We start from the raw sequence: 26,647 nt of genomic DNA, 5'->3' as shown, positions 1-26,647 counted from the left end.
TGCCCCGGCCGCCGTCGCGGCACGCCTGACCGGCGTCTCGCACCACTTCGGCGAGACGACGCGACCGCCGGTGCTCGACGGGATCGACCTCACCGTCGCGCCCGGCGAGTTCGTCTGCCTGCTCGGCGCCTCGGGCTGCGGCAAGTCGACGCTCCTGTCGCTCGTCGCAGGCCTCGACAAGCCGACCTCCGGCACGGTCGAGGTCCCCACCGGGCGCCCGGCCCTGATGTTCCAGGAGCCCGCGCTCTACCCGTGGCTGACCGCCGGGGAGAACGTCGAGCTCGCGCTGCGCCTGCGCGGCGTCGGGCGCTCGGAGCGCCGGACCGAGTCCGTCCGGCTCCTCGACCTCGTGCGCCTCGAGGGTGCGCACGGCAAGCGGGTGCACGAGCTCTCCGGCGGCATGCGGCAGCGGGTGGCGCTCGCTCGGGCGCTCGCCCAGGAGGGCGACCTGCTGCTCATGGACGAGCCGTTCGCGGCGCTCGACGCCATCACGCGCGACGTCCTGCACGACGAGCTGACCCGGATCTGGAGCGACACCGGCCGGGCCGTGCTGTTCGTGACCCACAACGTCCGCGAGGCGGTCCGCCTCGGCCAGCGCGTCGTGCTCCTGTCCTCACGTCCCGGCCGCATCGCCCGTGAGTGGCACATCGACATCCCCCAGCCGCGGCGCATCGAGGACCCGGACGTGTCCGCGCTCAGCCTCGAGATCACCGAGCACCTGCGAAACGAGATCGCCCGCCATGGCCACTGAGACGCCCGCCCTGAAGGAGTCCCGCGCCGGCGACCTCGCCGCGGGCCTCGACGCGCTCGAGAGCCCGGTCGTCGTCGAGCAGCGACCCTGGTGGCGCGACGCGTGGCACTCCGTGTGGCCCGTGCTGGCCGCGCTCGCCGCGATCGTCGCCGTCTGGCAGGTCGCCTACCTGCTCGAGCTCAAGCCGAGCTACGCCCTGCCCAGCCCGGCCGACACCTGGTCCGCCTTCGTCTCGTCGGTCGCCGACGGCACCGCCGGCCGCGCCGTGAGCCTGAGCCTGCAGCGCGCGGCGGTCGGCTTCGCCATGTCGGTCGTGCTCGGTGTCGCGATCGGGGTCGCGCTCGCCGCGTCGAATCTCCTGCGCCGCGCGTTCGGGCCGATCATCACCGGTCTGCAGACCCTGCCGTCGGTCGCGTGGGTGCCCGCGGCGATCATCTGGTTCCAGCTGACCAACCAGGCGATCTACGCGGTCATCCTGCTCGGTGCGGTGCCTTCGATCGTCAACGGGCTGCTCGCGGGCACCGACCAGATCCCGCCGCTCTACCTCCGCGTCGGCCAGGTGCTCGGTGCGCGCGGCTGGACCCGCATCCGGTACGTGCTGCTCCCCGCCGCGCTGCCCGGCTTCCTGGGGGGCCTCAAGCAGGGCTGGGCCTTCGCCTGGCGCTCGCTCATGGCCGCCGAGCTCATCACCTACTCCGCCAAGCTGGGCATCGGGCTCGGGCAGGTGCTCGACATCGGCCGTGAGACCAGCGACATGCCGCTCGTCGTCGCCGCGATCTCGCTGATCTTCCTCGTCGGCATCACCGTCGAGCTGCTCGTGTTCGCGCCGATCGAGCGGCACGTGCTGCGCGCCCGCGGCCTGACCGGGCGCGTCTCGACGAGCTGAGCTCGCACACGAGAAGGGCGGCCCCGCACCAGCGGGGCCGCCCTTCACTCGTTCATGCGTCAGGCGATGCGGCCGCCGGCCTCGTCGCCGATCTTGTGCACGACGATCGAGTTGGTCGAGCCCGCGACGCCCACCGGCGCGCCCGAGACGACGACGACGTAGTCGCCGTCCTCCGCCAGACCGTTGGCACGCAGGGTCTGGTCGACCTGGTGCACCATCTCGTCCGTGCTGCCGACCGACGGCACCTGGTACGTCTGCACGCCCCACGACAGCGACAGGACGTTGCGCACCGCGTGCTCGGGCGTGAACGCGAGCAGCGGGATCGCCGAGCGCAGGCGCGACATGCGACGCGCCGAGTCACCGGACTGGGTGAACGTGACGAGGTACTTCACGCCCACCGTCTCGCCGATCTCGGCCGCGGCGCGGGTGATCGCGCCACCGCGCGTGTGCGGCGTGGAGCCCAGGGGCGCGATGCGCTCGCGACCCAGCTCCTCGGTCGCCTCGATGATGCGGGCCATCGTGCGGACCGTCTCGATCGGGTAGTCGCCGACGCTCGTCTCGCCCGAGAGCATGACCGCGTCCGCACCGTCGAGCACCGCGTTGGCGCAGTCCGAGGTCTCGGCGCGCGTCGGGCGGGGGTTGGTCGTCATGGACTCGAGGACCTGCGTGGCCACGATGACGGGCTTGGCGCTGCGGCGCGCGAGCTCGACGGCCCGCTTCTGCACCAGCGGCACCTGCTCGAGCGGCAGCTCGACGCCCAGGTCGCCGCGGGCGACCATGATGCCGTCGAACGCGGCGATGATCTCGGCCAGGTTGTCCACGGCCTGCGGCTTCTCGATCTTGGCGATGACCGGGACGACCCGGTTCTCCTCGTCCATGATCCGGCGCACGCCGTCGTAGTCGGCCGCGTTGCGCACGAACGACAGGGCGATGAAGTCCGCGCCCTGGGCCAGGCCCCAGCGCAGGTCGGCCTCGTCCTTGTCGCTCATCGCGGGCACGGAGACCGCGACGCCCGGCAGGTTCAGGCCCTTGTTGTTGGAGACCGTGCCGGGGACCTCGACGCGCGTGACGACGTCGCTGCCCTCGACGCTGATGACGCGGACGAGCACCTTGCCGTCGTCGATGAGGATCGGGTCGCCGGGGTTCACGTCACCGGTCAGGCCCTTGAACGTCGTCGAGACGCGCTCCTTGGTGCCGTCGACGTCGTCGGTCGTGATGGTGAAGGTGTCGCCGACCGCGAGGTCGTGCTTGCCCTCGACGAAGCGGCCGAGGCGGATCTTCGGGCCCTGCAGGTCGACGAGGACGGCGACCGAGCGGCCGGACGCCTGGGCGGCGGCCCGGACGTTCGCGATGACCTTCGCGTGCTCGCTGGCCTCGCCGTGGCTGCGGTTGATCCGAGCCACGTCCATGCCGGCGTCAACCAGGGCCTGGATCTGCTCGAGGGACTCGGTCGCGGGACCAAGGGTGCAGACGATCTTTGCTCTACGCATGAAAGCGAGCCTATGCCTTTCGGGTTCTGATGGTCGGACCGAACGTCCTGCCCGACCGGGAACCCCGGGCGGTACGCGGTCCGGGTGAGGTCAGGGGCGCAACGCCACCGTGGAGGCGGTGACCGGGCTGGGCAGCTCGGTGGCACCCGACAGATAGGTGTCCACCGCGGCGGCCGCGGCGCGACCCTCCGCGATGGCCCACACGACCAGGGACTGGCCGCGGCCCGCGTCGCCGGCGACGAAGACGCCGGGCACGGTCGTGCCGAAGTCCTCGCCGCGCGCGACGAGCCCGCGGCGGGTCAGCTCGATGCCGAGCTGGTCGGTCAGCGGTGTCGTCTCGGGGCCGGTGAAGCCCATCGCGACGAGCACGAGGTCGGCGGGGATGTCCCGCTCGGTGCCGGGCGTGGGCACCCGGCGGCCGTCGGACAGGTACTCGGTGGTCGCCAGGCGCAGGCGCTCGACGCGCTCCTCGCCGACGAACTCGACGGTCGAGGCCAGGTACGCGCGCTCGCCGCCCTCCTCGTGCGAGGACGAGACCTCGAACGTGATCGGGTCGGTCGGCCACGGCTGGTGCTCCGGGCGGTCCGTCGGCGGCTTCTTGCCGATGGCGAGCGTCGTGACCGACGCGGCACCCTGGCGCAGCGCGGTGCCGAGGCAGTCCGAGCCGGTGTCGCCGCCGCCGATGATGATGACGTGGCGGCCCTCGGCCGAGATCTGGTCCTCGACGGCCTTGCCCGCGGCCACGGCGTTCGCCTGGTGCAGGTACTCCATCGCGGGGTGCACGCCGGCCAGCTCCTTGCCGGGCACCTGCAGCTCGCGCGGGATCGTCGCGCCGGTGGCGATGACGATCGCGTCGTAGCGTGCCTGGAGCTGGGCCCAGGTCACGTCGCGGCCGACCTCGACGCCCGGTCGGAAGCGCGTGCCCTCGGCGGACATCTGCTCGAGGCGGCGGTCGATGTGGACCTTCTCGAGCTTGAAGTCCGGCACGCCGTAGCGCAGCAGGCCACCGACGGCGTCGTCGCGCTCGTACACCGCGACGGTGTGCCCGGCGCGCGTGAGCTGCTGGGCGGCGGCGAGTCCCGCGGGACCCGAGCCGACGACTGCGACCGTGTGGCCCGTGAGGCGCTGCGGCACGTGCGGCGTGACCAGGCCACGGTCGAACGCCTCGTCGATGATCGAGACCTCGACGTTCTTGATCGTCACGGCCGGCTGGTTGATGCCGAGCACGCAGGACGACTCGCACGGGGCCGGGCAGATGCGACCCGTGAACTCCGGGAAGTTGTTCGTCGCGTGCAGCCGGTCGATCGCGTCGCCCCACTGCCCGCGCCACACCAGGTCGTTCCACTCGGGGATGAGGTTCCCCAGGGGGCAGCCGTTGTGGCAGAACGGGATGCCGCAGTCCATGCAGCGCCCGGCCTGCTCCTTGAGGAACGGCTGGCCCTGCTCGAGGTGGGCGTGCACGTCCTTCCAGTCGCGCAGGCGGACCTCGACGGGACGGTTGGGCGGCAGCTCGCGGTCGCGAACCTTCAGGAAGCCGCGGGGGTCAGCCACGGGCCACCTCCAGGATCTGGTCCCACACGCCGGGCGCTGCCGGGTCGAGGCCCTCGGCCTCGGCCTTGGCCAGCGCGCGTCGGACGCGGGCGTACTCGGTGGGCAGCAGGCGCGTGAAGCGGGCACGTGTCGCCGCGGGGTCGTCGAGGAGCTGGGCCGCCACGGGCGAGCCCGTCTCCTCGTGGTGCGCGCGGATCAGCTGCTCGACGAGGGCGAAGTCCTCGTCGTCCAGCGGGTCGAGCGAGATCTCGCCGGTGCGGACGGCGTCGGTGTTGACCAGCGCGGTGCGCAGGTCGAGCACGTAGGCGGTACCGCCGGACATGCCGGCGCCGAAGTTGCGGCCCGTGCGGCCGAGCACCAGCACGGTGCCACCCGTCATGTACTCGCAGCCGTGGTCGCCCACGCCCTCGACGACGAGCGTCGCGCCGGAGTTCCGGACGCCGAACCGCTCGCCGACCAGGCCGCGCAGGAAGATCTGGCCCGACGTGGCGCCGTAGCCGATCACGTTGCCGGCGACCACGTTGTGGGCGCCGGACAGCACGGCCTTGCGGTCGGGCCGCACGATGATGCGGCCGCCGGACAGGCCCTTGCCGACGTAGTCGTTCGCGTCGCCGAACAGGCGCATCGTGATACCGCGCGGCAGGAACGCGCCGAACGACTGGCCGCCCGAGCCCGTGAGGGTCACGTCGATGGTGTCGTCGGCGAGGCCCGCACCGCCGTAGCGCTTGGTCACCTCGTGGCCGAGCATCGTGCCGACCGTGCGGTTGACGTTGCGGACCGGCAGGTCGATGCGGACCGGCTCGCGCCGCTCGAGCGCGTCGGCGGCCAGCGCGATGAGCTGGTTGTCGAGCGCGCGCGAGAGCCCGTGGTCCTGGCTCTGCGTGCGGTGCAGCGACGAGCCCTCGACGAGCTCGGGCTGGGCCAGCACGGGCGCCAGGTCCAGGCCCTCGGCCTTCCAGTGGTCGATCGCGGCGCGGGTGTCGAGCAGCTCGACGTGGCCGACGGCGTCCAGCAGCGTCCGGAAGCCCAGCTGCGCGAGCAGCTCGCGGACCTCCTGCGCGATGAACTCCATGAAGGTCACGACGAACTCGGGCTTGCCGGTGAACCGGGCCCGCAGCTCGGGGTTCTGCGTCGCGACGCCCACCGGGCAGGTGTCGAGGTGGCAGACGCGCATCATGATGCAGCCGCTCACGACGAGCGGAGCCGTCGCGAAGCCGAACTCCTCGGCACCGAGCAGCGCGCCGACGAGCACGTCGCGGCCGGTCTTGAGCTGCCCGTCGACCTGGACGACCACGCGGTCACGCAGGTTGTTGAGCACGAGCGTCTGCTGGGTCTCGGCCAGGCCGATCTCCCACGGGGTGCCCGCGTGCTTGAGCGAGGTCAGGGGGCTCGCGCCCGTGCCGCCGTCGTGGCCCGAGATGAGGACCACGTCCGAGTGGGCCTTGGCCACGCCGGCCGCGATCGTGCCCACGCCGAACTCCGAGACGAGCTTGGTGTGGATGCGCGCGCTCGGGTTGGCGTTCTTGGCGTCGTGGATCAGCTGCGCCAGGTCCTCGATCGAGTAGATGTCGTGGTGCGGCGGCGGCGAGATGAGGCCCACGCCGGGCGTCGAGTGCCGCGTCTTGGCGACCCAGGGGTACACCTTGTGCCCGGGCAGCTGACCGCCCTCGCCGGGCTTGGCCCCCTGCGCGAGCTTGATCTGGATGTCGTCGGCGTTCGTCAGGTACTCGCTGGTCACGCCGAACCGGCCCGAGGCGATCTGCTTGATCGCGGAGCGCCGCACGGGGTCGTGCAGGCGCTCGGGGTCCTCGCCGCCCTCGCCGGTGTTGGACTTGGCGCCCAGCCGGTTCATGGCGACCGCGAGGGTCTCGTGCGCCTCGGCGGAGATCGAGCCGTAGGACATCGCGCCCGTGTTGAACCGCTTGACGATCTCGCTGACCGGCTCGACCTCGTCGATGTCGATCGGCTCGCGCACGCCGTCCTTGAAGGCGAGCAGGCCGCGCAGCGTCATCAGGCGCGAGCTCTGCTCGTCGACCCGGTGCGTGTACTGGCGGAAGATGTCGTACTGGCGCGTGCGGGTCGCGTGCTGCAGGCGGAAGACCGTCTCGGGGTCGAACAGGTGGTCCTCGCCGTCGCGGCGCCACTGGTACTCGCCACCCACCGCGAGGCGCTGGTGCGCCTGCCGGTTGCCGCTCGCGGGGTACGCGTCGGCGTGGCGCGCGGCCACCTCGGCGGCGATGACGTCGAGCCCGATGCCGCCCAGGCGGCTCGTCGTGCCGGTGAAGTACCGGTCGACGAGCGCGTGGGACAGGCCGATGGCCTCGAACACCTGCGCGCCGCGGTAGGACGCGATCGTCGAGATGCCCATCTTGGACATGACCTTCAGGACGCCCTTGCCGAGCGCCTTGATGAGGTTCGCGACGGCCTTCTCGGGTGCGACGCCGCCGAGGTAGCCCGAGCGGGCCATCTCCTCGACGGTCTCCATCGCCAGGTACGGGTTCACCGCGGCGGCCCCGTAGCCGATCAGCAGCGCGACGTGGTGCACCTCGCGCACGTCGCCGGCCTCGACGACGAGCGAGATCTGCGTGCGCGTGTGGCGGCGCAGCGTGTGGTGGTGCACCGCGGAGAGCAGCAGCAGCGAGGGGATCGGCGCGAGCTCGGCGTCGGAGTTGCGGTCCGAGAGCACCAGGAAGCTGACGCCGTCGGCCACCGCGCGGTCGACCTCGGCGAAGATCTCCTCGAGGCGCTCCTCGAGCGCCTCTCCCCCGCCGGCCGCGCGGTACAGGCCGCGGATCGTCGTCGCCCGGAAGCCCAGCGACGGCTCCTTCGCCACGTGCACGATCTTGGCGAGCTGGTCGTTGTCGATCACGGGGAACGGCAGGATCAGCTTGCGAGCGTGCCCGGGACCGTCGACCAGCAGGTTCGGCTCGGGGCCGATCGCACCGCCGATCGAGGTGACGAGCTCCTCGCGGATGGCGTCCAGCGGCGGGTTGGTGACCTGCGCGAACATCTGCGTGAAGTAGTCGAACAGCATCCGCGGCCGGGTCGAGAGCACGGCCACCGGGGTGTCCGAGCCCATCGCACCGAGCGGCTCGGCGCCGGCCGAGGCCATGGGCGCGAGCAGGATCTTCAGCTCCTCCTCGGTGTACCCGAACGCCCGCTGGCGGCGGCGCACCGAGGCGGCCGAGTGCGCGACGTGCTCACGCTCGGGCAGCTGCTCGAGGTACGCCGAGTTCTGGCTGACCCACTCGGCGTAGGGGCGCTGCGCGGCGAGCTGCCCCTTGATCTCGTCGTCCTCGATGATCCGGCCCTGGCCGGTGTCCACCAGGAACATGCGGCCCGGCTCGAGACGGCCCTTCGCGACGATCGACGCGGGGTCGATGTCCAGGACTCCGGCCTCGGAGGCGCAGACGACGAGCCCGTCCTCGGTGACCCAGTAGCGGCCGGGGCGCAGGCCGTTGCGGTCCTGCACCGAGCCGATCAGCGTGCCGTCCGTGAACGTCATCGCGGCCGGCCCGTCCCACGGCTCCATGAGCGTGGAGTGGTACTCGTAGAACGCACGGCGGGCGGGGTCCATCTGGGCGTGGTTCTCCCACGCCTCCGGGATCATCATCATGACCGCGTGCGGCAGGGGACGACCCGCGAGGTGCAGGAGCTCGAGCACCTCGTCGAAGCTGCCGGAGTCCGAGCCGCCCGGGGTGCAGACGGGCAGCAGCGGCGCGAGGTCACCGATGAGCTCGCTCGACAGCATCCCCTCACGCGCGGCGACCCAGTTCCGGTTGCCGCGGACGGTGTTGATCTCGCCGTTGTGCGCCACGAGCCGGAAGGGCTGGGCCAGCGGCCACGACGGGAAGGTGTTCGTCGAGAAGCGCGAGTGGACCAGCGCGATCTCGCTCGCGTAGCGCGGGTCGGACAGGTCGGCGAAGAACGGCTCGAGCTGTCCGGTCGTCAGCATGCCCTTGTACGCGAGCGTGCGCGCCGACAGCGACGCGAAGTAGGTGCCGAGCTCGCGCTCGGCGCGCTTGCGCAGGCGGTAGGTCCGGCGGTCGAGCGCGACGCCCGACAGCTCGCGGGACGGGTCGGCCACGACGAGCTGGCGGAAGTAGGGCATCGACGCACGGGCCGTCGGGCCGACGAGGTCCGCCGTGACAACGACGTCGCGCCACGCCAGGACGTCGAGCTTCTCCTCGGCGGCGATCGCCTCGATGCCGGACTCGGCGCGCGCGCGCTCGTCGGCGTCGCGGGGCAGGAACGCCATCCCGATGGCGTAGAAGCCGGCGGCGGGCAGCTCGGCGTCGACCACGTCGCGCAGGAACGCGTCCGGGATCTGGGTGAGGATGCCGGCGCCGTCCCCGCTGTCCTCCTCGGCGCCCACGGCGCCGCGGTGGTCGAGGTTCAGCAGGGCGGTCAGGCCGGCGTCGACGATGTCGCGGCCAGGTGTCCCTCGCAGCGTCGCGACGAACGCGAAGCCACAGGCGTCGTGCTCAGCGGCCGGGTCGTACAGACCCTGGCCCGGCGGAGCCGCCATGGCGGGACTCACGGGCGACGTCGACATCAGTACCGTCCTCACGGACCCCGACGACATCGGGGCATAGCACGAGCATGGGGGGAACGCGGGACGTCGTCGGCCCAGACGTGTGGCGACGATACAACTCGGAAACAAACCCGAGCGCACCGCCCGTTGTGAGGTGGCTCACACCCTGCCGCTGGTCAGCGGCTCAGGTCTGCAGCCTCGTCCTCGTCGTCCTGCGTGGTCGGGGGTTCCAGCAAGAGGGTCGTCTCACGTCCGGGGTGGCGGCGCCCGACCAGGATGAACGCTACCAGCGCGCCGACGAACGCCACGATCGACGTCCAGACGTTGATCCGCAGCCCGAGGACGTGGAACGTCGAGGCCTGGTCGTCGATCCGCAGCAGCTCGATCCAGAACCGGCCGCTCGTGTAGATCATCACGTACAGCCAGAACACCCGGCCGTACCCGAGCCTGAACTTGCGGTCGGCCCACACGAGCACGGCGGCCCCGCCGAGGTTCCAGACCAGCTCGTACAGAAACGTCGGGTGGAACAGCGTGCCGGGCTCGTAGCCGGCCTCGATCGCCTTCGCGTCCGAGACCTCGAGACCCCACGGCAAGGTCGTCGGGCTGCCGAACAGCTCCTGGTTGAACCAGTTGCCGAGGCGCCCGATGGCCTGCGCGACGAGCAGCCCGGGCGCCACCGAGTCGGCGAACGGCGCGAGCTTGACGCCCTGGCGCCGCGCACCGATCCAGGCGCCCACCGCGCCGAACGCGATCGCGCCCCAGATGCCGAGGCCGCCCTCCCAGATCTTCAGCGCGTCCCACGGGTGACCGCCCTCGCCGAAGTACTTCTCCGGGGAGGTGACCAGGTGGTAGATCCGGCCGCCCACGATGCCGAAGGGAACCGCCCAGAACGCGATCTCGAGGATCGTGTCCGGGTCTCCGCCGCGCGCGGCCCACCGCCGCCGGGCGATGAAGACCGCCGCGACGATGCCGACGAGGATGGCCAGCGCGTACGCGCGGAGCGGGATCGGGCCCAGCTCCCAGACTCCCTGGGACGGGCTCGGGATGGACGCGATCATCGGGCGACGGACGCCGCTGCGGCCACGCCCGCGGCGAGGCCGGCGGTCGCCGTGGCGAGGGCGTCGAGGCCGGACGCCTCGTCGGGCGCGTCGACCAGCGTGCGCACCAGCGCCGAGCCGACGATGACACCGTCCGCGTAGGAGGCGACCTGCGTGGCCTGGTCGGGCGTCGAGACCCCCACGCCGACGCACACGCGCTCGGCGCCTGCCGCGCGGGTGTCCGCGACGAGCCGCTCGGCGCGGTCGCCGACCGTCGTCCGCTCGCCCGTGACGCCCATGGTCGACGCCGCGTAGACGAAGCCGCGCGAGGCGGCCGCCGTGGAGGCGAGGCGTTCGGGCGTCGAACTCGGGGCGACCAGGAACACGCGGTCGAGGCCGTGCGCATCCGACGACGCGAGCCACTCGGCCGCCTCGTCGGGGATGAGGTCGGGCGTGATGAGACCGGCGCCGCCCGCGGACGCGAGGTCGCGGGCGTAGGCCTCCACGCCGTAGCGCAGCACGAGGTTCCAGTACGTCATGACGAGCACGGGTGCGCCCCGGCCGGCGATCTGCTCGACGGCCGTGATGGTGTCACGCACGCGCGTGCCGCCGCGGAGGGCGGCGTCCGCGGCCTGCTGGATGATCGGGCCGTCCATCACGGGGTCGCTGTACGGCATGCCGAGCTCGACGACGTCCACTCCGGCGTCGATCATCGTGCGGACCGCCGTGATCGAGCCCGGGACGCTCGGGAACCCGACCGGCAGGTAGCCGATCAGTGCCGCGCGTCCCTGGGCCCGGAGCCCGTCGAGGTGCGCACCGACCTTCGATGCGACGCCTACCGTCATAGCTGCTCTCCCTCGTCGGCCTTCACCACGGGCTCGTCCTCGATGAGGTCGAACCACGCGGCGGCGGTCGCCACGTCCTTGTCCCCGCGCCCCGACAGGTTGATCAGCAGCACGGGCTCGTCGGACCACTCGCGGGCCTCGCGGCCCAGCTGGATGGCACCGGCGAGCGCGTGCGCGGACTCGATGGCCGGGATGATGCCCTCCGTGCGGCACAGCACGCGGAACGCCTCCATCGCCTCGTCGTCGCCGACGGGGCGGTACTGCGCGCGGCCGATGTCGTGCAGCCACGCGTGCTCGGGACCGACGCTCGGGTAGTCCAGGCCGGCCGAGACCGAGTGGCTGGGCAGCGTCTGCCCGTCCTCGTCCTGCAGCAGGTAGGAGCGCGAGCCGTGCAGCACGCCGGGCTCACCGCCGGAGAAGCGCGCCGCGTGCTTGCCCGACGAGATGCCGTGGCCGCCCGCCTCGAAGCCGAACAGCCGGACCTCGGGGTCGTCGAGGAACGCGTTGAAGATGCCCATCGCGTTCGACCCGCCACCGACGCACGCCACGACGGCGTCCGGCAGGCGACCGATCTCGGTGGCCAGCTGCGCGCGGGCCTCCTCGCCGATGATCTTGTGGAAGTCGCGCACCATCTCGGGGAACGGGTGCGGTCCCGTGACGGTGCCGAGCAGGTAGTGCGTCGTCTCGACGTTCGCCACCCAGTCGCGCAGCGCCTCGTTGATCGCGTCCTTGAGCGTCCGCGTGCCGACCTTCACGGGAACGACCGTCGCGCCGAGGAGCTCCATCCGGGCGACGTTCAGCGCCTGGCGCTGGGTGTCCTCCTCGCCCATGTACACGACGCACTCGAGGTCCATGAGCGCGGCCGCGGTCGCCGTGGCGACGCCGTGCTGGCCGGCGCCGGTCTCGGCGATGAGGCGCGTCTTGCCCATCCGCTTGACCAGCAGCGCCTGGCCCAGGACGTTGTTGATCTTGTGCGAGCCCGTGTGGTTGAGGTCCTCGCGCTTGAGGAACACGCGCACGCCTTCGCCGACGTGCGCGGCGAACCGCGGCACCTCGGTCAGCGGGCTCGGCCGGCCCGTGTAGGTGCGGTGCAGGCGTGCGAGCTCCGCGCCGAACGCCGGGTCCGCCTGGGCCTTGTGGTAGGCCGTGTCGAGCTCGTCGAGGGCCGCGATCAACGCCTCGGGGACGAAGCGTCCGCCGAAGTCGCCGAAGTACGGGCCGGCGTGGGTCGCCAGGGGGCCCGTCGACGGCTCGGGCTGGATATATGGACGGCCGGTCGACGCGGTTTCAGTCATTGCCGCACCGCCCGCAGGGACGGGTGCGATCCGGCGGCGACGAGGTCCGCGACGGACTCACGGGGAGCGTCGTCGGTCACGAGCGCCTCACCGACGAGCACGGTGTCCGCGCCCGCGCGGGCGTAGTCCATGACGTCGTGCGGACCACGGACGCCGGACTCGGCGATCTTCACGATGCCCGACGGGATCGACGGCGCGACCCGCGAGAACGTGGTGCGGTCCACCTCGAGCGACTTGAGGTTGCGCGCGTTGACGCCGATCACCCGGGCGCCGGCGTCGACCGCACGCGCCACCTCCTCGGTGTCGTGCACCTCGACGAGCGCCGTCATGCCGAGCGAGTGGACGCGCTCGACGAGCGACTCGAGCACGGTCTGCTCGAGGGCGGCGACGATGAGCAGGCAGAGGTCGGCGCCGTGCGCCCGCGCCTCCCACACCTGGTAGGGCGTGACGACGAAGTCCTTGCGCAGGACCGGGATGTCGACCTTGGCGCGCACGGCGTCCAGGTCGGCCAGGGAGCCGTGGAACCGGCGCTGCTCGGTGAGCACGGAGATGGCGGTCGCGCCGCCCTTCTCGTACTCCGCGGCGAGCGCGGCCGGGTCGGCGATCTTCGCGAGAGCACCCTTGCTCGGGCTCGACCGCTTGACCTCGGCGATCACCGTGACCGCGTCCTCGACGCGGAGCCGGTTGATGCACTCGATGGCCGAGGGCCGCTTGAGCGCGGCCGCCTTCAGCACGTCGAGAGACGTGGTCGCTTGCCTTGCTGCCAGGTCCTCACGAACACCGGCGACGATGTCGTCCAGCACGGTCATCGAGGCCTCACCCCTTCCCCCGGGTCACGTCTCCCGCTCAGCCGACGACCGGGGCGGGATCCATCGGACATCGTACGGGGGCGCGCGCGTGACCCCGACCACAGGTCGACACGTGGGACCGAGGTCCTCAGGGCGCCAGCCAGGGAGCGAGCGCGGGGATGTTCCGCGCGACCCAGAACGCGAGCACGAGGCCCAGGAAGACGTTGATCCACAGCGCGGGGATGACCCTCTGGCGCGGCGCTCCGCGCCAGCTCCGCACGATCCACGCGACCCAGAACGCGAGCAGGACCGGGACGACGACGACCAGCAGCGGGTTCATCCCCCAGGCGCCGACGACGTCGAGGTGCGCCAGGTCGTGCAGGGCGCGCAGCGAGCCGCAGCCGGGGCAGTACAGGCCGGTGAGGAAGAGGAACGGGCACGTCGGGTAGTGGCCGGGCTGGCTCGGGTCGACCTTCGCGAGGACGACGAGGGCTCCCCCAGCGGCCAGAGCGACCGCGGCAGGACCCGCGAGGGCGGACGCACCGCGCCGTCGTGGTGCGTCGGACGTGGGCGTGGTGCCGACCGCGACCTGCTCGGTCGGCACCACGTCGCTCACGGTCCGGCTCAGTACGACGTCGAGCTCGAGAAGCTGCCGGTCACGCCGACGACGATGGCCCAGCCCACGCCGAGGACGAGACCGATGATCGCGCCCCAGAGCGCGAACTGCTTGGCCTTGTTCGACGAGTTCGCCGCGCCGGCGTAGTCGCCCTGCGCGAACTTCGAGTTCACCTGCGAGGAGAAGACGATCGACGCGATGCCGAGCGGGAGGCAGCACAGGACCGTCGTGAGGATCGCCCACACGAGGTAGTTCGGCGGCGGCGTCGGTCCGTAGCCACCCTGGTAGGGCGGTGCCGCCGGGTACTGCGGGCCGCCCGGGTACTGCGGCGTGCCGGGGTACTGCGGCGCGCCGTACTGGGGCGCCTGGGGTGCGCCGTAGCCCGGCGCGCCGTACTGCGGCGCCGCCGGCGGCTGACCGCTGGGGTCGGCCTTGCGGAACGGGTCTTCGGGATTCTGCGGCTGCTCGCCGTAGGGGTTCTGGGGCTCGTTCGGCGTCGACATCGGTCCTCCTGGATCGCGGTGCGGCCACCCCGGGACGTGGCCGGGTGGTCGTCGTGGGAACGGCGGTGTTACCTCGGTCGTGCGGTCCTGCGGGTGGCGCCTGCCCGTCCGGGCCGAGCGCCCGACGGGTCAGTGCCCGCCATGCTCCTTCTGGCGTGCGATCGTCGCCGCACCGCCCTGGCCGTAGCCCATCGACTTCAGCACCCAGCCGGCGACGAGACCTGCGACGACGATGCCGAGACCGACCCAGAAGAGCCACACGACGGCGAACGCGACGGCCAAGCCGGCGACCGTGCCACCGGCGACGATCACCCAGGAGGTGACCCAGGCGGCGAGCGTCTTGCCGTGGTTGGTGGGCGCCGCGGTGGGCGGCAGGTGCACGGCCTCGGTCGTGGTCGCGTGCTGCGCGCGGTGCGCAAGGGTGTTGTCAGCCATCAGGTGGTGCCCTTCGTGCGAAGTTCGACCTTCACCCTAGCGGACCGCGGGGCGACGGACCCGCACGTCACGACGGGTCGTCGCCACGGGACAGGGCGTCCCACGCGCTGCGCTCGTCCTCGACCTGAGGACGGGGCTCGGTCGTCGCCGCGGTGGTCCCCTCGTGCCGGCGCGAGGGCCCGGCCCAGGACCGCGAGGCGCGCGCGAGCCAGAGCGCCACGAGGACCACGACCGCGCCGACGCCGACCGCGAGGTACGGCCACACGGAGACGGTCACGGGCGACCGGTCCTCCCCCACGCTCGTCGCGTCGACCACCTGCTGGTGCAGGCCCGATGCCCACGGGTCGCCGATCGCCTGGAGCGCGGCGGCCACGACCAGGACGCCGGCACCCGCCACGACCGCCAGGACGACCCAGCGCGCGACGCGGCCGACCAGCGCGATCGCCGCGGCGCACGCCAGCAGGACGAGCGCCGCCGCGGGCACGGCGGGTGCCACGTCCGCGCCGCTCGCCGTGACCACGACCCTCGGGTCGAGGGCGGTCGCGGCGGTCGTCGTGAACCAGGTGGGCAGCGAGACGAGGCCGGTGAGGGCGGCGAGCAGCAGCAGGACGCCGGCCGCGCGGCCTCGACCCGCAGCCCGGCGGGTGGACGGGGCGGAGACGGCGGCGGGCTCGGTCACGCGCCCGCCCGGCGCAGCCGCGAGGCGATCTGGACCGCGCGCACCGCGGCGGCAGCCTTGTTCCGGGACTCCTCGTACTCCAGCGCCGGGACGGAGTCGGCGACGATCCCGCCGCCCGCCTGGACGCTGGCCCGGCCGTCGCGGATCAGGGCCGTGCGGATCGCGATGGCCATGTCCATGTCGCCGGCGAAGTCGAAGTAGCCGACCGTGCCGCCGTAGATGCCGCGGCGCGCGGGCTCGACCTCGTCGATCAGGGCGATCGCGCGCGGCTTCGGGGCGCCGGAGAGGGTGCCGGCCGGGAAGGTCGCGGTGAGCGTCTGCAGCGCCGTCGCGCCCTGGCGGAGCCGGCCGACGACGGTCGAGGTGATGTGCATGATGTGCGAGTAGCGGCTGATGGCCATGAAGTCGACGACCTCGACGCTGCTCGGCTCGCAGACCTTGACGAGGTCGTTGCGCGACAGGTCGACGAGCATGATGTGCTCGGCGCGCTCCTTGGGGTCGGCGAGGACCTCGTCGGCCAGGGCCCTGTCCTCCTCCGGCGTGGCGCCGCGCGGGCGGGAACCCGCGATGGGGAACGTCGTGACGTGCCCGTCGCTCACCTTCACCAGCGTCTCGGGGCTCGAGCCGACCACCGCGAAGTCACGGCCGTCCGGGTCCTGCAGCTGCACGTAGTACATGTACGGGCTCGGGTTGATCGTGCGCAGCACGCGGTACACGTCGAGCGGGTCGGCCGGGCAGTCGAGGTCGAGGCGCTGGGAGATGACGACCTGGAACACCTCGCCGTCACGGATCGCCTCCTTGCCGAACCGCACCTGCTGCTCGAACTCCTCGCGGGTCGAGCGGAACCGCAGCTCGGGCTCCGGGACGTCGACCAGCACGGCCAGGCCCGGGTCCGTGGGGCGCACGAGCGTCGCCTGCATCGCGTCGAGGCGAGCCACCGCGTCGGCGTGCGCCTCGTCGACGTGCGCGTCGGTGCCGTCGAAGTTGATCGCGTTGGCGATCAGCCAGACCGAGCCGTCGTGGTGGTCGACGACGGCCAGGTCGGTCGCGAGCAGGAGCGTGAGCTCGGGCACGTCCAGCTCCTCGGGAGCCTTCCGGGGCAGCGTCGGCTCCCAGTGGTGCACGACGTCCCAGCCGAGCGCTCCGACCAGGCCGCCGGTCAGCGGGGGCAGGCCGGGCAGCGCGGGAGTGCGCAGCACGTCGAGGGTCTGGGCGAGCACGTCGAGGACGTCGCCCTCCGCGGGTACCCCGACGGGCACGTCGCCGGACCAGGCCGCCTGCCCGTCGCGCACGCTCAGCGTCGCGCGCGAGCGGACACCGACGAAGGAGTACCGGCCCCACGTGCCGTCGCTCTCGGCGGACTCGAGGATGAACGTCCCCGGGCGGCCCGCGCACAACGCGCGGTAGAGCCCGACCGGCGTCGTGTCGTCGGCCAGGAGCCGGCGCACCACGGGGATGACGCGCCGGTCGGTCGCGAGCTCGCGGAACCCCTCGACGGACGGCCACGTGCCGCCCCAGGCGACCTCGACGTGCGGGGTCTGCTGGGTGGGCGCGGTCATGCCTGTCCTCCGGGGGTGGTCTCGGAACGGTCGCCGACGACGGCGGGGAGCGCGCCCCCGGCCTCGAAGCAGGTGCGGGCGCCCGTGTGGCAAGCCGCGCCGACCTGGTCGACCTCGACCAGCAGCGCGTCGCCGTCGCAGTCGATGCTCACGGACCTCACGTGCTGCCGGTGGCCCGAGGTGTCCCCCTTGCGCCAGTACTCCTGGCGCGAGCGGCTCCAGAACGTCACGCGCCCCGACGTCAGGGTGCGCCGCAGCGCCTCGTCGTCCATCCAGCCGAGCATGAGCACCTCGCGCGAGTCGTGCTGCTGCACGACGGCGGCGACGAGGCCGTGCTCGTCGCGCTTGAGACGCGCGGCGACGGCGGGGTCCAGGGGGGTGTCGAGCTCAGGCACGTGCCGATCCTGCCACGCGCGCGCGTGCCTCCGTGGTCCGGTCCGCGCGCACGTCCGACGTCAGCGGGTCTGCGACACCCACGCGCGGTGCATCGCCGCGTAGATGCCGTCGAGCGCGACGAGGTCGTGGTGGTGCCCGTGCTCGACGACGACCCCGTCCTCGACCACGACGACCGCGTCGGCGGCCTCGGCGGTCGACAGGCGGTGCGCGATGGTCAGCGTGCTGCGGCCCTGGGTGAGCGAGGCGAGCGCGCGGGCGATCCGCACCTCGGTCGCAGGGTCGACGGCCGAGGTGGCCTCGTCGAGCAGCAACAGGTCGGGCGACGCGAGGTGCGCGCGCACGAGCGCGACGAGCTGGCGCTCCCCCGCCGACAACGACTCGCCGCGCTGGCCGACCGGGGTGTCGAGGCCGGCCGCGAGCTCGTCGACCCAGGTGTCGAGCCCGAGCGCGTCAACTGCCTCGCGCACGCGGGCCTCGTCGTCGCCCTCGTCGCGCAGGCCGTACGCCATGTTCTGCGCGAGGGTGCCGTCGAACAGGAAGCCCTCCTGCGGGACGAGCACGACGCGCTCGCGCAGGGTCGCGAGCTCGACGTCGCGCAGGTCGGCGCCGTCGAGCAGAACCGTTCCCGCGGAGGGGTCCATGAAGCGGGCGACGAGCCGAGCGATCGTCGTCTTGCCGGACCCGGTCGCGCCGACGACCGCGACCGACGACCCGGCGGGGACGGCGAGGTGCACGTCCTGCAGCACGGGCGGCCCGTCCGGGTAGGAGAAGTCGACGCCGACGAGCTCGACGCGCGCCGGACCGCGCGGCGACGGGACGCCGTCCGCGCCCGGGTCGACGACCGTCACGGGCGTCTCGATGACGCCGAGCACGCGCCGCCAGCCGGCGATCGCGTTCTGCAGCTCGTTGAGCACCTCGGTGGCCATCTGCACGGGGCCGGTGAACAGCTGGACGAGGAACAGGAAGGCGAGCAGCTGGCCGGCGGTCACCTCGCCCGTGACGCCGAGGTGGGTGCCGACGACCACGACGACCGCGAGCACGAGGTTGGCGACCAGCACGCCCGACGCGAAGACCGTCGCCACGAGGTTCTGCGCACGCACCATCGCGCGTCGGGTGCCGCCGATCGAGGCGTCGATCTTGCGCTGCGTCCGGTCGGCGACACCGTACGCACGGATCGTCTCGGCGCCGACGACGGCCTCGGAGACAGCGCCGAGCATCGCGCCGTACCGCTCACGCACCGCCGTGTACCGAGCGTTGACCCGCTTCTGCAGCGGCTGGAGCACGACCACCAGCGGGACGAAGCACAGCCACACGAGCAGCGTGAGCTGCCAGGAGTAGAACGCCATCAGAACGGTCGCGACCACGATCTGCAGGCCGGAGACGAGCAGCATGATGCCGCCCCACTGGACGAACAGGGAGATCGTGTCGACGTCCGAGGTGACCCGGGAGACGAGAGAGCCGCGCCGCTCGGTGTTCTGCGTAAGGACCGACAGGTCGTGGACGTGCCGGAACGCGCGCGTGCGCAGCGCGAGCAGGCCCGCCTCGCTCGAGCGGAACAGCCGCACGTTGACGTAGGCGGAGCAGACCGCGCCGACGAGCAGGACGAGCGTCGCCACGGCGGCGAGCCAGACGACGCGCTCGACCTGCGGGCCGCCGGGGGCGAGGATCCCGGTGTCGACCGTCTGCTGCACGGCGATCGGGACGACCACGCGCCCGACGGCCGCGACGACGGCGAGCAGCACCGTGATGACGAGCCCGTCGAGGAGCTGCGGCGAGACCTGCGTGCCGCGGCGCAGGGTGGCGAACACGCCGAGCGTGCTCGCCGGGGCCATGCGGTGGTCGGTGTCGCTCATCGGGCCACCTCGATCTCGAGGGCGTCCTCGTCGGCCGCCTCGCTGCGCCGCCGCTCGGTCTCCTGCTCGTAGGCCGTGGCCAGCTCGCGGTACCCGGGGTCGCGCGCGAGGAGCTCGTCGTGCGTGCCACGGTCGACGACCCGGCCGCCCTCGACGTGCACGACCTCGTCGGCCAGCAGGACCGAGGACATGCGGTAGGCGACGAGCAGGACGGTCGGCGATCCTCCCGCGCTGCGCAGGCCCGTGAGGATCGCCTGCTCGATGCGCGGGTCGACCGCGGAGGTCGCGTCGTCGAGCACGAGCACCTTGGGGCGTCGCACGAGCGCGCGAGCCAGGGCGAGGCGCTGGCGCTGGCCGCCGGAGAGGTTGGCACCCCGCTCGCCGAGGGGCGCGTCGAGGCCGTCGGGCAGGGCGCTGACGACGTCGTCGACGCGCGCCAGGCGCAGGGCGTCCCAGACCTCGTCGTCGCTCGCGGCGCCCGGGTCGCCGGGGTCGGCGAGGGCGACGTTGCCGCGGACGGTGTCCTCGAACACGAAGGCCTGCTGCGCGACGAACGCGATGTGGGCGCTGAGGTCGGCGGGGACGACGTCGCGCAGGTCGAGGCCGTCGACGCGCACGGCGCCCGCGCTGGGGTCGGCGAGCCGCGCGACGAGACCGACGAGGCTCGTCTTGCCGGCGCCGGTCGAGCCCACGATCGCGACCGTCCGTCCCGCCGCGATGTCGAGGTGGACGTCGCGCACGAGGTCGAGGTCGCCCTGCGGGGTCGCGACCGTGCGCGTCACGCCGTCGAGCTCCACGCGCGCGCCGGACGCCGTCGGCCGCCAGGGCCGGTCCCCCGGGGGGAGGTCCGCGCGGGCGTCGAGCACCCGGGCCACGCGGCCGTAGCCGACCAGCGCGCGGGGCATCTCGCCCAGCACCCAGCCGAAGGCCCGGACCGGGAATGCGAGCAGGGTGAGCAGGTAGGCGGCCGCGACGACGTCGCCGGTGTCGATGTCGCCGTGCAGCACGCGGGACGTCCCCACGACGAGGACCGCGAGCGTCCCGATGCTCGGCAGCAGGTCGATGACCGGGTCGAAGAACGCCCGGACGGTGCCCACGCGGACGTTGGCGGCGGCGAGCTCGGCCGCCTTCGCGGTGAACCGCTCCTCCTCGCGCGCCTCGGTGCCGAGCGACTTGACCAGCACCGCGGCCTCGAAGCTCTCGTGCGCGACGTCGGCCACCTCGGCGCGCAGCTGCTGGGCGCGCGTGATCGCCGGGGACATGTGGCGCTGGAACACCACGTTCGCGACGAGGGTCAGCGGGAGCGCGGCCAGTGCGGCGATCGCGAGGTACACGTCCGTGCGGAACAGCTGCACGGCCGCGACGAGGATCATCGCGAGCACGCCGAGCGCGAAGGGCAGCGGGTTGAACACCGAGGTCGACGCCTCGACGTCCGCGCCCGCGTTGGACAGCAGCTGGCCCGCGGGGTGGCGGCGGTGCCACGCCAGCGGCAGGCGCAGGTACTGGCGGGTCACCGCGAGGCGGTGGTCCTCCTGCAGGAGCGCGAACCCGAGCCCCGCGAAGACCCGGCGCAGCGCGACGGCCACGGCCAGCGTGACGGCGACCGCGACGACGATCAGGCCTGCGAGCCAGATCCGGTCCCGGGCGGCTTCGTCGCCGTCGAGCGCGGGGACGACGACCTCGTCGGTCGCCCAGCCCAGCACGCGGCTGACCGCCACGGTCGCGATGCCGAACACCGCGGAGATGCTGATGGCAGCCGTGTAGACCCACGGGTGCGCGCGCAGCGCGCGGCCGACGAGCCGCACGCCACGGGTCGCCGGAGACCCCTGCAACGCGGCGGGTCGACGGGACTGCGTGGCGGTGGCGGGCACGACGAATCCTTCTGCACAGCGGGTTCCTGGGAAGTCCACATCGTCTCACGCGCCACTGACACCCGGCCGTGCGAGCATGCGGGGATGACCTGGCACCAGATCCTGCGCGCACGGCTCACCGACGTCCTGCTCGAGGTGCCGCCCGACGCCCCGACGCTGTGCGAGGGCTGGGAGGCGCGGCACCTCGCGGCGCACGTCGTGCTGCGGGAGTCGTCGCTCGTCGTCGGCGCGGGGCTCGTCGTGCCGGGCATGTCGTCGCGCGCGGACAGTGCGATCGACACGCTCGCGGACACCGCCCGCACGGAGGGCGCCTACCGCGACCTCGTCGCACGCGTCGGCGAGGACCCGGCGCGCTGGCACCCGATGTCGTGGGCGGGCGAGGCGGCCAACGTGGTCGAGTTCTTCGTCCACGCGGAGGACGTCCGACGCGGGTCCGGACCGGTCCCGCCGCCCGAGGTGGAGCCGGAGCTGGTCGAGGCGCTGTGGCGCCAGACGGTGCGCGCCAGCGGGCTCTCGCTGCGCCGGGCGCCCGTGGGCGTCGTCCTCGTCCGTGACGACGGGATCCGCCACCAGGCCCGCAAGCCGCGCGGTGCGCACGGCACCGTCGTGGTCCGCGGCGCGGTGCCCGAGATCGTGCTGTGGGCGCTCGGACGCGGGCCTGCCGCGGACGTCCGGCTCGAGGGAGACCCCGCGGACGTCGCCCTGCTCAGCGCACGGCTGCCCGTGGCCTGAGCGTCAGCGGACGGTGATGCCGGCGTCCCTCAGCGCGGCCTTCACGTCGCCGACGGTGAGCGTGCCGAAGTGGAAGACGCTGGCCGCGAGGACCGCGTCCGCCCCGGCCCGTGCTGCCTCGACGAAGTGCTCCGGCGTGCCCGCTCCGCCGCTAGCGATGAGCGGGACGGCGACCTCGGCGCGCACGTCGCGCAGCATCTGGAGGTCGAAGCCGTCCTTGGTGCCGTCGGCGTCCATGGAGTTGAGCAGGATCTCGCCGGCGCCGAGCCGCGCGGCACGCGCGGCCCACTCGACCGCGTCGATCCCCGTGCCCTGACGACCCCCGTGCGTGGTGACCTCGTAGCCCGAGTCCGTGCGGGTCTCGCCAGTCACGCGCCGCGCGTCGACCGACAGCACCAGCACCTGGCTGCCGAACCGCTGCGCGATCTCCTCGATCAGCTCGGGCCGGGCGATCGCCGCGGTGTTCACTCCGACCTTGTCGGCGCCGGCGCGCAGCAGCAGGTCCACGTCGTCGGCCGTGCGGACGCCCCCGCCGACCGTGAGCGGGACGAAGACCTCCTCGGCGGTGCGGCGGACGACCTCGTACGTGGTCGCCCGGTTGCCCGACGACGCCGACACGTCCAGGAACGTCAGCTCGTCGGCGCCCTCCGCGTCGTAGCGGTGGGCGAGCTCGACCGGGTCGCCCGCGTCGCGCAGGTTCTCGAAGTTCACGCCCTTGACGACACGACCGGCGTCGACGTCGAGGCACGGGATGACGCGCAGTGCGAGGGTCACGAGTCCGCTCCCTGAGGGGTTCCGGTGGCGAGGATGTCGATGACGAAGACGACCGTCTGGCCCTCGAGGGCCTTGCTCTCGGTCGCACCGAGCGCATAGGTCGGAGGCACGACGAGCATCACCTGGCTGCCGGCCGGCTGGTCGACGAGCCCTTCGGCCCACGTCGGCACGTCCTGCAGCGAGAACGAGACGGGCACGCCCTGCGACCACGTGGAGTCGAACGCCTCGCCGGTCTTCCACGAGAAGCCGGTGTACTGCACCGTGATCGTGTCCGTCGCGGTGACCTGCTTGCCGGTCCCCCGGATCAGCGGCCTCGTCACGAGGTCCGTCGGCGGGTCCTCGCCGGTCGCCTTGATCTTGGGAGCGCCGTTCGCCTTCAGGGTCACCTTGGGCACGTCGCTGCGGGCCGGGACAGGCACGCCCGAGGCACGGACCGGCAGGACGTCGACGACCGTGACGGTGGGGTCCGAGGAGGCACCTTGATCGGTTCCCGGGCTGACCTGCAGCATCCGCGCGCCGGCCTTCTGGCCCGCGATGGTCCGGTAGAGGTCCCGACCCAGGTCGGCCTCGGTGAGGAAGCGGGCGACCGGGCTCGTCGAGTAGCTCTCCTTGACCAGGGAGGCGTCGGTGGCGTCCTCGATCCAGAAGTTGACCAGGATCGGCTTCTCGTCGACCACCCGCGCGCCCGTGCCGGGCCAGATCTGCGTGCGGTACGTCGAGCTGACCGACAGCGGCGTGAGGTAGGTGATCGTCGGGGCCTCACCGGGCTCGCCCGAGACGGTGACGTCCGGCGGCAGGTCGGGCTCGTCGGAGCAGCCCGCGAGGACGAGGATGCCGGCCAGCGCGAGCGCGATGGCGCCCTGCAGTCGTCGCACGTCGTCCCTTCCTCGTCGTCCTGCGGCCGTCCGCGCCATGGTGGCGGCGCCGGTCCGCCGGACACTGTACGACCCCGCGCTGAGGCCGTGGCCCAGGGTCCATCCGGTCCGGTGTCGGTCGAGTCCGTGCAGCGCGGGTCCGTCGCGGTGGGCGTGCGGCGGGTCGTCGAGTCGTTCGTCGGCGCACGTGGGTCCCCTCCGGCGGCCGTCGTCCACAGGGTGTTCGGGTCGTGTCGGTGGTCTCTCGTACAGTTGTTCGAGTCAGGTTCGGGCGACGAGGGAGGCGCGGTGGCACTGCCCGGGGGGTTCGTGCAGTCCAGCCGCAGTGCGGCGGCGGGCTCGTCGCTGCCCGCAGTGACGCCCGAGCCTCTCGCCGTCACCGACGGCCACGTCGTGCCGACGTTCCCCGTGGCAGCCACCTTGACCCAGGTCGCGGACCTCTTGGAATCGCTCGACCTCTCGGCGCTGACACCCGCCGAGCTCGTCGAGGTCGTCACTGGCTGGCAGCAGGCGGCGTCGATGGTCGCCGCGCACCAGGCCGCCGCGATCTCGGAGGTGATGGCCCGGCGGACCCCGATGGGTGACTTCGTCACCGACGAGCTGGCGTGCGCGATGGTCACCACGACCGCGTCGGTCGAGGTCCTGATCGGCCGCGCCGCGGGGATCCACGCCCACCCCTGCCTGGCCGACGCCCTGCTCGCGGGGTTCATCGATGTCCGCAAGGTCGACGTCATCCTCGACGGCACCCTCGCGTTGGGCCTCGGCGACGCCCGGGACCGGCTCGTCGCCGAGGCCACCGAGGTCGCGCGCGGGCTGACCCCGACCCAGCTGGTGAGGTGGTTGCGGCGCCACGTGCTGATGATCGACCCGCAGGTCGCCGAGAAACGACGCAAGGCCGCCCGCGAGGACCGCGGTGTCGAGCTGGCGTGGGCGAACGACTCGATGGCGAGGTTGATCGCGTTCCTGCCCGCCGAGGACGCCGTCGCCGCGTTCACCGTCATCGACGCCCTCGCCGGCACCACCGACGACACCTGCGCCGGACGGACCATCCACCAGCGCCGCGCGGACGCGTTCGCTGACGTCTTCGGGTCGATCATCGACACCCAGCACACCCCCGGCGGCGACCTGGTCCCGCAACGCCACGGGCAGCGGGCAGCGTTGCACGTCACCGCAGCCGCCACCACCCTGCTCGGGTTGGACGAACTCCCCGGTGAGCTCGCCGGATACGGACCCATCCCCGCATCGGTCGTGCGGGTCCTGGCGCAGGACGCGACCTGGCGGCGGATCTTCACCGACCCCGCCACCGACGCATTCCTCGGCTGCGGGACACGCACCTACCGCCCCGGAGCCGACCTCACCCGCACCATCCAGACCAGAGACGTGACCTGCACCTACCCCGGCTGCCGGCAACCCGCCATGCGCACCGAGATCGACCACATCATCCCGTTCGACACTGCCCGGGCCGGCGAGCAGCAGACCACCGAGGCGACCTGCACGCGTTGTGCAAGAGACACCATCAGGCCAAGACGAAGAAGATCTGGAACGTGAAACGGGACAGGGCCACCGGGAACACCGTCTGGACCAGCCCGCTCGGGATCACGTACTACCGCTCACCCATCCCGGTCCACATCAGCCCCAAGATGTTCGACCCCACCAAGCACCGCAAACCACCACCCGACTACGACGGCGACCCACCCTTCTAGGCCGCCGTCAGCGCGCCTCGAACCCACCCTGCGCCCCGAACCCACCCTTCTGGTCCGCTGTCAGCGCGCCTCGGACCGTCGGGCCGTTGGCGCGCACGCGCCGTCACATCGACTCGATGAGCCGATCCACGCGGTCGTCGACGCTGCGGAACGGGTCCTTGCACAGCACGGTCCGCTGGGCTTGGTCGTTGAGCTTGAGGTGCACCCAGTCGACGGTGTAGTCGCGCCGGGCGTCCTGGGCGGCACGCACGAAGTCGCCGCGCAGCTTGGCACGGGTCGTCTGCGGCGGGACCGCCGTCGCCTCGAAGATCTCGAGGTCGGTGGTCAGCCGCTCGACGAGGCCCTTGGCGGCGAGCAGGTTGTAGAGGCCCTCGGTCCGCGAGATGTCGTGGTAGGCCAGGTCGAGGCGCTGGACCCGGACGTCCCCGAGCTCGAGGCCGTGCTTGGCCCGGTACCGCTCGATGAGCCGGTACTTGATCACCCAGTCGAGCTCGCGGTCGACGAGCGAGAGGTTGTCGGTCGAGAGGGCCAGCAGCCCGCGCTCCCACAGGTCGAGGACCTGCTTGGTCTCGGGCGTCGGCCCGCCGTGCGCGTCGACGAAGTCGACGACCCGCCCGAGGTACTCCTCCTGCAGCTCGATCGCGGTGGCCGTGCGGCCGTTGGCCATCGTGACCGGGTGCTTGCCGGTCATGTCGTGGCTGATCTCGCGGATCGCCCGGATCGGGTTCTCGAGCGTCATGTCCCGCATCGGGACACCGGCCTCGATCATGCGCAGGAGCAGGTCGGTCGCGCCGACCTTGAGCATGGTCGTCGGCTCCGCCATCGAGGAGTCGCCGACGATGACGTGCAGGCGCCGGTAGTGCTCGGCGTCGGCGTGCGGCTCGTCGCGCGTGTTGATGATGGGGCGCGAGCGGGTCGTCGCGCTCGAGACCGCCTCCCAGATGTGGTCCGCGCGCTGCGAGAGGCAGTAGACCGCGCCACGCGGGGTGGTCAGGACCTTGCCGGCGCCGGTGAGGATCTGCCGCGTGATGAGGAAGGGGACGAGCACGTCCGAGAGGCGCGTGAAGTCGCCCTGGCGCCGCACGAGGTAGTTCTCGTGGCAGCCGTAGGAGTTGCCCGCGGAGTCCGTGTTGTTCTTGAACAGGTGGATCTTGCCGGGCAGACCCTCGTGCTCGAGGCGCTGCTGCGCGTCGGCGACGAGGCCCTCGAGGATCCGCTCGCCGGCCCGGTCGTGCGTGATGAGCTGGCGCACGTCGTCGCACTCGGCGGTCGCGTACTCGGGGTGCGAGCCGACGTCGAGGTACAGCCGCGAGCCGTTGCGCAGGAACACGTTCGACGAGCGGCCCCAGGCCACGACCTTGCGGAACAGGTAGCGCGCCACCTCGTCGGCCGACAGCCCGCGGCCGTCCTGGGCCGCGCACGTCACGCCGTACTCGGTCTCGAGCCCGAAGATCCGCTTGTCCATGTCTCTCGC

Annotated in this window: 23 protein-coding genes; 5 read left to right on the top strand and 18 right to left on the bottom strand. The window is 72.6% G+C overall.

The annotated features are described in order from the left end of the window. Positions 1 to 25: 25 nt before the first annotated feature. Positions 26 to 751, top strand: a complete 726-nt coding sequence (locus EDF34_RS00670; protein ID WP_233575231.1) for an ABC transporter ATP-binding protein — start codon at positions 26 to 28, stop codon at positions 749 to 751. Then, positions 741 to 1,637, top strand: a complete 897-nt coding sequence (locus EDF34_RS00665) for an ABC transporter permease (protein WP_123369471.1) — start codon at positions 741 to 743, stop codon at positions 1,635 to 1,637. The genes EDF34_RS00670 and EDF34_RS00665 overlap by 11 nt, the downstream gene beginning before the upstream one ends. Positions 1,638 to 1,696: 59 nt before the next feature. Here EDF34_RS00665 and pyk read toward each other — a convergent pair whose 3' ends face one another. The 15 genes from pyk to EDF34_RS00590 all read right to left on the bottom strand — a co-directional run bounded on the left by pyk (position 1,697) and on the right by EDF34_RS00590 (position 21,089). Then, on the bottom strand, positions 1,697 to 3,127 hold the full coding sequence (gene pyk, locus EDF34_RS00660; RefSeq protein ID WP_118766620.1) for a pyruvate kinase: 1,431 nt from the start codon (positions 3,125 to 3,127) through the stop codon (positions 1,697 to 1,699). A gap of 90 nt (positions 3,128 to 3,217) precedes the next feature. Continuing rightward, the gene (locus tag EDF34_RS00655; RefSeq protein ID WP_123369470.1) at positions 3,218 to 4,678 is read right to left on the bottom strand and encodes a glutamate synthase subunit beta; all 1,461 of its coding nucleotides are present in this window, start codon (positions 4,676 to 4,678) and stop codon (positions 3,218 to 3,220) included. Beyond that, entirely contained in the window at positions 4,671 to 9,233 is a 4,563-nt protein-coding gene (gene gltB, locus EDF34_RS00650) for a glutamate synthase large subunit (protein WP_123369469.1), read from the bottom strand. The genes EDF34_RS00655 and gltB overlap by 8 nt, the downstream gene beginning before the upstream one ends. Positions 9,234 to 9,388: 155 nt before the next feature. Continuing rightward, complete coding sequence (lgt, locus tag EDF34_RS00645) at positions 9,389 to 10,270, bottom strand: prolipoprotein diacylglyceryl transferase (protein WP_123369468.1); 882 nt, start codon at positions 10,268 to 10,270, stop codon at positions 9,389 to 9,391. Beyond that, positions 10,267 to 11,094 carry a tryptophan synthase subunit alpha gene (gene trpA / locus EDF34_RS00640; protein WP_123369467.1) on the bottom strand — a complete coding sequence of 276 codons (828 nt, stop codon included), beginning with the start codon at positions 11,092 to 11,094 and terminating at the stop codon, positions 10,267 to 10,269. Before trpA ends, lgt begins: the two co-directional genes overlap by 4 nt. Continuing rightward, the gene (trpB, locus tag EDF34_RS00635) at positions 11,091 to 12,389 is read right to left on the bottom strand and encodes a tryptophan synthase subunit beta (RefSeq protein WP_123369466.1); all 1,299 of its coding nucleotides are present in this window, start codon (positions 12,387 to 12,389) and stop codon (positions 11,091 to 11,093) included. The genes trpA and trpB overlap by 4 nt, the downstream gene beginning before the upstream one ends. Then, positions 12,386 to 13,198, bottom strand: coding sequence for an indole-3-glycerol phosphate synthase TrpC (trpC, locus tag EDF34_RS00630; RefSeq protein ID WP_123369465.1), 813 nt, complete (start codon positions 13,196 to 13,198; stop codon positions 12,386 to 12,388). Before trpC ends, trpB begins: the two co-directional genes overlap by 4 nt. Positions 13,199 to 13,325: 127 nt before the next feature. Next, positions 13,326 to 13,793 carry a DUF2752 domain-containing protein gene (locus EDF34_RS00625; RefSeq protein WP_123369464.1) on the bottom strand — a complete coding sequence of 156 codons (468 nt, stop codon included), beginning with the start codon at positions 13,791 to 13,793 and terminating at the stop codon, positions 13,326 to 13,328. Positions 13,794 to 13,801: 8 nt separating this feature from the next. Beyond that, the gene (locus EDF34_RS00620; protein ID WP_123369463.1) at positions 13,802 to 14,296 is read right to left on the bottom strand and encodes a CD225/dispanin family protein; all 495 of its coding nucleotides are present in this window, start codon (positions 14,294 to 14,296) and stop codon (positions 13,802 to 13,804) included. 129 nt (positions 14,297 to 14,425) lie between these two features. Beyond that, on the bottom strand, positions 14,426 to 14,731 hold the full coding sequence (locus EDF34_RS00615) for an HGxxPAAW family protein (protein WP_123369462.1): 306 nt from the start codon (positions 14,729 to 14,731) through the stop codon (positions 14,426 to 14,428). A gap of 67 nt (positions 14,732 to 14,798) precedes the next feature. Continuing rightward, positions 14,799 to 15,410 carry a Trp biosynthesis-associated membrane protein gene (locus EDF34_RS00610; RefSeq protein ID WP_123369461.1) on the bottom strand — a complete coding sequence of 204 codons (612 nt, stop codon included), beginning with the start codon at positions 15,408 to 15,410 and terminating at the stop codon, positions 14,799 to 14,801. Next, a complete protein-coding gene (locus tag EDF34_RS00605; protein ID WP_123369460.1) occupies positions 15,407 to 16,969 on the bottom strand; it encodes an anthranilate synthase component I in 1,563 nt (520 codons plus the stop codon). Before EDF34_RS00605 ends, EDF34_RS00610 begins: the two co-directional genes overlap by 4 nt. Next, positions 16,966 to 17,364 carry a phosphoribosyl-AMP cyclohydrolase gene (hisI, locus tag EDF34_RS00600; protein WP_123369459.1) on the bottom strand — a complete coding sequence of 133 codons (399 nt, stop codon included), beginning with the start codon at positions 17,362 to 17,364 and terminating at the stop codon, positions 16,966 to 16,968. Before hisI ends, EDF34_RS00605 begins: the two co-directional genes overlap by 4 nt. Positions 17,365 to 17,424: 60 nt before the next feature. Next, complete coding sequence (locus tag EDF34_RS00595) at positions 17,425 to 19,218, bottom strand: ABC transporter ATP-binding protein (RefSeq protein ID WP_123369458.1); 1,794 nt, start codon at positions 19,216 to 19,218, stop codon at positions 17,425 to 17,427. Continuing rightward, entirely contained in the window at positions 19,215 to 21,089 is a 1,875-nt protein-coding gene (locus EDF34_RS00590; protein ID WP_123369457.1) for an ABC transporter ATP-binding protein, read from the bottom strand. The genes EDF34_RS00595 and EDF34_RS00590 overlap by 4 nt, the downstream gene beginning before the upstream one ends. Positions 21,090 to 21,173: 84 nt before the next feature. Here EDF34_RS00590 and EDF34_RS00585 point away from each other — a divergent pair, with 84 nt between their 5' ends. Next, positions 21,174 to 21,821: a TIGR03085 family metal-binding protein gene (locus EDF34_RS00585; protein WP_123369456.1), complete on the top strand. Its 648-nt coding sequence runs from the start codon at positions 21,174 to 21,176 to the stop codon at positions 21,819 to 21,821. 3 nt (positions 21,822 to 21,824) lie between these two features. On the opposite strand, the gene hisF is transcribed toward EDF34_RS00585, so the two are convergent. Beyond that, positions 21,825 to 22,595: an imidazole glycerol phosphate synthase subunit HisF gene (gene hisF, locus EDF34_RS00580; RefSeq protein WP_123369455.1), complete on the bottom strand. Its 771-nt coding sequence runs from the start codon at positions 22,593 to 22,595 to the stop codon at positions 21,825 to 21,827. After that, complete coding sequence (locus tag EDF34_RS00575) at positions 22,592 to 23,470, bottom strand: FKBP-type peptidyl-prolyl cis-trans isomerase (protein WP_233575111.1); 879 nt, start codon at positions 23,468 to 23,470, stop codon at positions 22,592 to 22,594. Before EDF34_RS00575 ends, hisF begins: the two co-directional genes overlap by 4 nt. A gap of 288 nt (positions 23,471 to 23,758) precedes the next feature. On the opposite strand from EDF34_RS00575, the gene EDF34_RS00570 reads away from it, so the two are divergent. Further along, complete coding sequence (locus EDF34_RS00570) at positions 23,759 to 25,018, top strand: HNH endonuclease signature motif containing protein (RefSeq protein ID WP_148076543.1); 1,260 nt, start codon at positions 23,759 to 23,761, stop codon at positions 25,016 to 25,018. After that, on the top strand, positions 25,015 to 25,173 hold the full coding sequence (locus EDF34_RS17475; protein ID WP_158615023.1) for a hypothetical protein: 159 nt from the start codon (positions 25,015 to 25,017) through the stop codon (positions 25,171 to 25,173). The genes EDF34_RS00570 and EDF34_RS17475 overlap by 4 nt, the downstream gene beginning before the upstream one ends. A gap of 103 nt (positions 25,174 to 25,276) precedes the next feature. Here EDF34_RS17475 and pafA read toward each other — a convergent pair whose 3' ends face one another. After that, positions 25,277 to 26,638: a Pup--protein ligase gene (gene pafA, locus EDF34_RS00565; protein WP_123369453.1), complete on the bottom strand. Its 1,362-nt coding sequence runs from the start codon at positions 26,636 to 26,638 to the stop codon at positions 25,277 to 25,279. Positions 26,639 to 26,647: the final 9 nt, after the last annotated feature.

The organism is Cellulomonas sp. PhB150, from assembly GCF_003755175.1.
Taxonomy (GTDB): Bacteria; Actinomycetota; Actinomycetes; order Actinomycetales; family Cellulomonadaceae; genus Cellulomonas.
This window is presented reverse-complemented; position numbering and strand designations above follow the sequence as displayed.

Bases quoted from the DNA above. Each gene is read 5' to 3' on its own strand.
- gltB (WP_123369469.1), bottom strand. From the start codon at position 9,233: ATGTCGACGTCGCCCGTGAGTCCCGCCATGGCGGCTCCGCCGGGCCAG.
- pyk (WP_118766620.1), bottom strand. From the start codon at position 3,127: ATGCGTAGAGCAAAGATCGTCTGCACCCTTGGTCCCGCGACCGAGTCC.
- trpC (WP_123369465.1), bottom strand. From the start codon at position 13,198: ATGACCGTGCTGGACGACATCGTCGCCGGTGTTCGTGAGGACCTGGCA.
- EDF34_RS00605 (WP_123369460.1), bottom strand. From the start codon at position 16,969: ATGACCGCGCCCACCCAGCAGACCCCGCACGTCGAGGTCGCCTGGGGC.
- trpA (WP_123369467.1), bottom strand. From the start codon at position 11,094: ATGACGGTAGGCGTCGCATCGAAGGTCGGTGCGCACCTCGACGGGCTC.
- EDF34_RS00595 (WP_123369458.1), bottom strand. From the start codon at position 19,218: ATGAGCGACACCGACCACCGCATGGCCCCGGCGAGCACGCTCGGCGTG.
- EDF34_RS00615 (WP_123369462.1), bottom strand. From the start codon at position 14,731: ATGGCTGACAACACCCTTGCGCACCGCGCGCAGCACGCGACCACGACC.
- EDF34_RS00585 (WP_123369456.1), top strand. From the start codon at position 21,174: ATGACCTGGCACCAGATCCTGCGCGCACGGCTCACCGACGTCCTGCTC.
- lgt (WP_123369468.1), bottom strand. From the start codon at position 10,270: ATGATCGCGTCCATCCCGAGCCCGTCCCAGGGAGTCTGGGAGCTGGGC.
- EDF34_RS00620 (WP_123369463.1), bottom strand. From the start codon at position 14,296: ATGTCGACGCCGAACGAGCCCCAGAACCCCTACGGCGAGCAGCCGCAG.
- EDF34_RS00665 (WP_123369471.1), top strand. From the start codon at position 741: ATGGCCACTGAGACGCCCGCCCTGAAGGAGTCCCGCGCCGGCGACCTC.
- trpB (WP_123369466.1), bottom strand. From the start codon at position 12,389: ATGACTGAAACCGCGTCGACCGGCCGTCCATATATCCAGCCCGAGCCG.
- pafA (WP_123369453.1), bottom strand. From the start codon at position 26,638: ATGGACAAGCGGATCTTCGGGCTCGAGACCGAGTACGGCGTGACGTGC.